Genomic DNA, 5,770 nt, shown 5'->3' on the forward strand with positions numbered 1-5,770 from the left:
GATGGCAGAGAGGTCACACCCGTTCCCATACCGAACACGGAAGTTAAGCTCTCTAGCGCCGATGGTAGTTGGGACCTTGTCCCTGTGAGAGTAGGACGTCGCCAAGCAACTTTAAGACAAGTCAGAATGACTTGTCTTTTTTGTGTTTTATAAAAATAAGAATGGGTGGTAAATCTCAGTTTTTTATAATTTCACTTTATTGTTCACATCAACAAGTTCAAAACGCTCACAGACGAGTAACATATCTTCAGAGAAATTAAGACCAAGCTCATTTAGTTCCTTTGTAAAAAAACGAACATGGGTGTCTCTCCAGTAATTATAAGTACGATCTCCTTCGCCTTCAGCGATAGCGAATTCTTCGCTTACTTCATTCATTGGTGTTACAGTTACTTCTATTATCTTAATAATAGCTACAGGTTCATCATTACTATTAAGTATAATACTATAATCATTAGTGGTCGGTAGCGGTTCATTTTCTAATTCATAAAAAATGTGACCGGAGCATGTAGCAGTTTTAATACCGTCAATTACTAGTTGTGCAAGATAATTAGGGGAATCTCCAAATTGCCAAGCTATAACAGATTCTGGTTTTTTGTTGTTTCCCCAATAAGTATTCCAATATGTCTGTGCTAATTGATTCATTTTATCGTCACCTCACTCTAATTAAATTTAGTCGCTTTATAATTCCTAGGAAATTTATTTATTTACTTATTCTGTCTTTGTGCTCATTTGAAATTTGTATCAGTGTGTTGCAAATTAAAAAGATACTATGTGGAATGAATATGGTTTGTAAATATGTTCTGTATATATATAGAATCTTTAATTTCCCAATTGCATTTTATGATAAAGGATATAGTTACTTAAAGAACGTTCAGACTATTAATGGTAGCTTATTATCACTATGCCATATTGAAGTGAGTAGTACTAGAGTTGAAATAGATAAAAAACCGATATTCTAAAATTGAATATCAGTTTAATGATATGTGACTTATATGAATCTATAGTAATACGAAAAGCGTAAATAAGATAGCCAACAAAATACGATAGTATGCAAAAGGTTTTAAACCTATCTTCTCTAAAAGCTTTAGAAAAGTTACTACCGCTAGCATTGCTACGGTAAAAGAGGTAATGAATCCTACCGCAAACATAGGGATGTCATCGACACTTAAATACTCCCAGCTTTTTAGTAAGTCTAAGCCTGTAGCTCCAACCATTACAGGAAGAGCTATTAGAAAAGAGAACTCGGATGCGGTTTTATAATTTACTTTTGCTAATAGACCTCCAGAGATAGTAGAGCCAGCTCTAGAGAAGCCAGGGTATACTGCTAAGCACTGAAATAATCCAATTGTTAAAGCTTGACGGTATGTTAAATCGTCCAGTGAATAGGCGGTTGCCTCTTTCTTTTTTACTTCTGCAAAGATCATAACAATTGCCCCTGCTACAAGTCCAATCACAACAGTGTATGGCTGAAATAAGTATGTTTTAATAATATCATGTAGTAGCAAACCAGCCACTACTGCCGGAAATACGCCAAGAAATACATGAAACGCGTTGAATTTTTTCTCTTTCCGTAGAAGAGGCTTAATATTACATAGAGAAACGAGACGTTTATGATATAAAATTGCAATAGCTAAAATTGCGCCTAGCTGAATAACAATTTCAAACGTTTTTGCTCTTTCTCCTTCAAAGTCTAATAAATGCCCGACTAATATAAGGTGGCCAGTAGAAGATATAGGTAAAAATTCAGCTAATCCTTCTACAATACCGAGTATGAAGGCAATAATGATATCGCTCATAGTTTCACTCCTATAAATTAATGAATGTCTACTTTTTTAAAATAGAATAGTGTTGCAATAAATCCGGAAATTGTTGTTACTGCAATGATGATATAAGAATACTCTGGTGGATATGTCGGTTGTAATTCATTATTTGCGATATCTAGAGTAGCGGTCCACGGAAATAAATCTTTATGCTTGGAGTTTACGAGCATAAGATTGGTCATTGTAATAATGACTGTTAATATAATGGGCGGTACATAGCTCTTCATGACAAGAGTTAGTAGTACAATAGGTGAAGACAATAGAAAGAGAAGTCCACCACATATTAAAAATTCTAGGAAAGAACTTAAAAGTAAAGCAATGTTAAAACCAGGGAAATTCCCCAATAGCCCTAATATTAAAGTAAGTGTCCAAGCGACTAAAGTTAGCATCATGATCCAAAGAAAGAGAATGATGAATTTACTTATAATAAAGCTAATGCGCGACACGGGGATAGTTAGTAAATTTTTTAGTGTATCTTCTGCATATTCGCGGGTAAGCAAATATGCAACCACTACTCCATATAAGGGGAATCCTATAACTAAAGTAGTATATAAGTTAACATCAGTGAATAATTGATGGAACCAAATAGTCGGAGTTGGCTGTTTTGTTTTTATATGTATATAAGAGGCTACTACAACTAAGAAAGGTGCGACACCAGCACCAATAATGCTAATTAAAAACATATTAGAGCGTTTTAATTTTAAGAGTTCTGTATAGAGTAGATTAACCAATTGTTCCACCTCCAACTAGCTTGGTGAAATAATCTTCTAGTCTATCTTCACTTATCATCATTTTTAATACTTCAATACCATTGAGAACTAACGTTCTATTTATGTATCCTTGTTGTCCAAAATGAGAGTAAATACGAATATTCCCTTCATCGTGTACTTCATAATCAAAAATTTGAAGATGATTTTCTAATAACATCACAGCTTTATTGTCATTATTCACTTGAAACTCTATGTACTTACGATTTGCTTTACGTAGCGTATCAAGAGAAACTTCTTCTAGTAACTTTCCTTCATGAATAATTCCGATACGATCGACTAACTGTTCTACCTCGGCTAATATGTGACTAGAAATGAGTATGGTTATATTTCTTTCTTGGGCTAAAGAATGAATAAGTTTTCGCATTTCTTTAATACCAATAGGGTCTAGTCCGTTAGTTGGTTCATCTAATATGAGTAGCTCGGGATAATGGAGAAGAGCGCGTGCAATTCCTAAGCGTTGCTTCATTCCTAAAGAATACTTTCCTACTAACTTTTTTGTCTCATGCTGCAAGCCTACTATTTCTAATGCTTCTTCGATAGCATTCTTTTTGTGAACCCCAATTATCTTTGCATTAATTAATAGGTTTTCTTTTGCAGTTAAGTTTTCATAAAATCCTGGAACTTCAACTATAGAACCAATTCTGCTTAAAATATCTTTTTGATTTTGGAATAAGTTCTCTCCAAATATTTCAATCGTTCCACTTGTAGGCTTTATAAGACTAAGCAGCATACGAATGGTTGTTGTTTTACCAGCACCGTTGCGGCCTATGAAGCCATAAATCTCCCCTTGTTGAACATTAATATTTAAATTATCTACTGATTTTTGATTGCCATATACTTTAGTAAGGTTAGTCGTTTTTATAATTGTATTTATAGGAGACACCTGCTTTCTATAAGTTCTTACTTACATCATAAAAAGGAAGGCTTAACTGCATATTAATCATTTCTTAACTATTTCTTAAAAGTATTGTGTTTTGGAATAGAAAAGCCAAAAATAGTTCGTTTCCATGGAGTGCTTTCAACCCATATATGCCCACCATTTCTCTCAACGAGCGCTTTAGAAATAGAGAGCCCGAGACCACTACCACCAAACGAGGAGTTTCTTGATTGTTCGCTTCGGTACATTCGCTCAAACACATTTTGTAAATCATGCTTTGGAATACCAGGGCCTTTGTCCCAAATATGAAGTTCATATTCTCTATCGGTTTCTAGTAGTTCGACTCCTACTATTTTTCCATCCTTTCCGTAATAAATGGCATTTTTCATTAAATTACTCATAATCCGCATAAGGCTCAGATGGTCTGCGATAATAGGGCAAGTAGATTCTGGTATGAGAACTTGCAGTTCGATGTTATGTTTTGAGAGCTCAGGTAAAAATTCAATCAAAACTTCTCTAGTAACTTCAGAAAAGTCGAGTTCTTCTTCTTTTAGTGGAAATTCATTAGCGTCTAGCTTCGCCATATTGAATATTTCATCAACTAGGTGCTTTAAGTTATTTGATTTCATATAAAGTATTTTAAGGTATTCTTGTTTTTCTATTTCAGAAACAGCAACCCCATCTTTTAAAGCATCTATATATCCGATGATGGAGGTGAGTGGTGTTCGTATATCGTGGGAGATACTAGACAAAAGTTGTTTTCTGGATTCCTCGGATCTTTTGGCTTCAATCTGAACTTGCTCTAATTTAGCTATTAGCTCGTTTATTGAAAAAACGATATTATGTAATGAGTGGTCATTGCTTGTGAATAATCTCGTTTGTAAGTTTCCTTTTAGTACACGACTTAATTTAGTATCCATTGCCTTGCGATGTTGAATGAATTGTATTCTTGAAAAGAAGAGATAAATTGTAATTAAGATAAGGATTATAAATAAAGACATTTTTAATCTTGGTTCCATTTGTATGTTTAAAATCCCACAAATGATAAGTTGTAATGTAATAAGGGAGAGGGTTTTATCAGTCTTCAAGCTTTTCACCTACAAACTTATAACCAATTCCCCATATAGTCTGAATGAATTTTGGATTGGAAGGGTCGATTTCTATTTTCTTTCTAAGTTTTCGAATATGTACCATAACGGTATTGTCATCTTCTATATAATTATCGTCCCACACATTTTGGAAGAGCTGTGTTTTTGTAAATACTTGTCCTGGGTTTGAAGTAAAGAATTTTAATAGTTCCAGTTCTTTTCCGGTTAAGTTAATTTCTTCTTTATTTGTATGAACTGTGTATGTATTTAGATTGAAAGTTAGTCCTTTAAAAGATAAAGTTGTTTTTTCTTGAGCAGTATTGCTACTTCCAAGAACTAAAAAACGCCGCATAAGAGCTTTTACTCGTGCAATTACTTCGTGAATGCTGAAAGGTTTTGTAATGTAATCATCAGCACCAATGCTTAAGCCTAAAATTTTATCAATTTCGTGATCTTTAGCGGTGAGCATTAATATAGGTACGTTAGTTTTATATCTAAGCTTTTTACATACCTCGATTCCATCTATTTTGGGCATCATAAGATCTAATATAACGAGGTTATAGTTATTTTGATTAAATAAATGCAAGGCTTCTTCGCCGTTGATTGCAGTGTCTACCATATATAATTCTCGTTCTAAATATATTTTTAATAAATTTCGGATTTCTTTATCGTCGTCTGCTAAAAGGATACGTATATCTTTCATATTTTCACCTGCTTCTAATAGAGTTTTATTGATAGTACAACAACTCTCTAATTATATACTAGTATTTGTTAAAATAAGGTTGCTAGTTTTGTTGGAGGGAAACGTCCGCACGAGTTAAGTCTAGAGCTCAAATTAACTCGAATATGTTTGGAAGAATAAATTAAAGAGAAGCAGAAAGCGTGCTCCGATAATGAAATCCTATAGAGACGTGTCTAGTTAAAAGAGCATAAAAATATTAACTTGAATATCTTTATAAAAAGATGTTGACGATTATACAAATGAAGTGTAATATAGAACAAGTCGCCGATGACAATAACGTCGCAAGCGACAAACAAAATGAAAAACTTAGTTGACATTGAAAGATGAAGATGTTAACATAAGGAAGTCGCAAATGAGCGACTAAGTAGTTCTTTGAAAACTGAACGAAACAAACAACGTGAAACGTCAATTTTTATTTTTAGATGCTAGACAAACTAACTTTATTGGAGAGTTTGATCCTGGCTCAGGATGAA

General features: G+C 33.7%; 6 protein-coding genes and 1 rRNA gene. 1 reads left to right on the forward strand and 6 read right to left on the reverse strand.

What is annotated here, in order from left to right:
• Positions 1-107, forward strand: a 5S ribosomal RNA gene (rrf, locus tag MR160_RS32405); the annotation flags it as partial.
• Positions 108-183: 76 nt separating this feature from the next.
• Here the strand turns inward: rrf and MR160_RS32410 are convergent.
• The 6 genes from MR160_RS32410 to MR160_RS32435 form a co-directional block, all read right to left on the reverse strand.
• Entirely contained in the window at positions 184-642 is a 459-nt protein-coding gene (locus MR160_RS32410) for an ASCH domain-containing protein (protein WP_001072428.1), read from the reverse strand.
• Between the two features lie 356 nt (positions 643-998).
• Positions 999-1,796 (reverse strand): undecaprenyl-diphosphate phosphatase UppP, encoded by a 798-nt coding sequence (gene uppP, locus MR160_RS32415; RefSeq protein ID WP_001279951.1) that lies wholly within the window; start codon positions 1,794-1,796, stop codon positions 999-1,001.
• A gap of 17 nt (positions 1,797-1,813) precedes the next feature.
• Positions 1,814-2,551 (reverse strand): ABC transporter permease, encoded by a 738-nt coding sequence (locus MR160_RS32420; RefSeq protein ID WP_000247718.1) that lies wholly within the window; start codon positions 2,549-2,551, stop codon positions 1,814-1,816.
• Positions 2,544-3,473, reverse strand: a complete 930-nt coding sequence (locus MR160_RS32425; protein ID WP_000074583.1) for an ABC transporter ATP-binding protein — start codon at positions 3,471-3,473, stop codon at positions 2,544-2,546. The genes MR160_RS32420 and MR160_RS32425 overlap by 8 nt, the downstream gene beginning before the upstream one ends.
• A 68-nt stretch (positions 3,474-3,541) precedes the next feature.
• Positions 3,542-4,555, reverse strand: a complete 1,014-nt coding sequence (locus MR160_RS32430) for a sensor histidine kinase (RefSeq protein ID WP_000845349.1) — start codon at positions 4,553-4,555, stop codon at positions 3,542-3,544.
• Complete coding sequence (locus MR160_RS32435; RefSeq protein ID WP_000652004.1) at positions 4,545-5,258, reverse strand: response regulator transcription factor; 714 nt, start codon at positions 5,256-5,258, stop codon at positions 4,545-4,547. The genes MR160_RS32430 and MR160_RS32435 overlap by 11 nt, the downstream gene beginning before the upstream one ends.
• Positions 5,259-5,770 lie beyond the last annotated feature (512 nt).

Source organism: Bacillus cereus group sp. BfR-BA-01382 (assembly GCF_022663475.1).
In the GTDB taxonomy this organism is placed as follows: Bacteria; Bacillota; Bacilli; order Bacillales; family Bacillaceae_G; genus Bacillus_A; species Bacillus_A thuringiensis_S.

Coding starts and splice junctions, on each gene's coding strand:
- uppP (WP_001279951.1), bottom strand. CDS start 1,796: ATGAGCGATATCATTATTGCCTTCATACTCGGTATTGTAGAAGGATTA.
- MR160_RS32410 (WP_001072428.1), bottom strand. CDS start 642: ATGAATCAATTAGCACAGACATATTGGAATACTTATTGGGGAAACAAC.
- MR160_RS32435 (WP_000652004.1), bottom strand. CDS start 5,258: ATGAAAGATATACGTATCCTTTTAGCAGACGACGATAAAGAAATCCGA.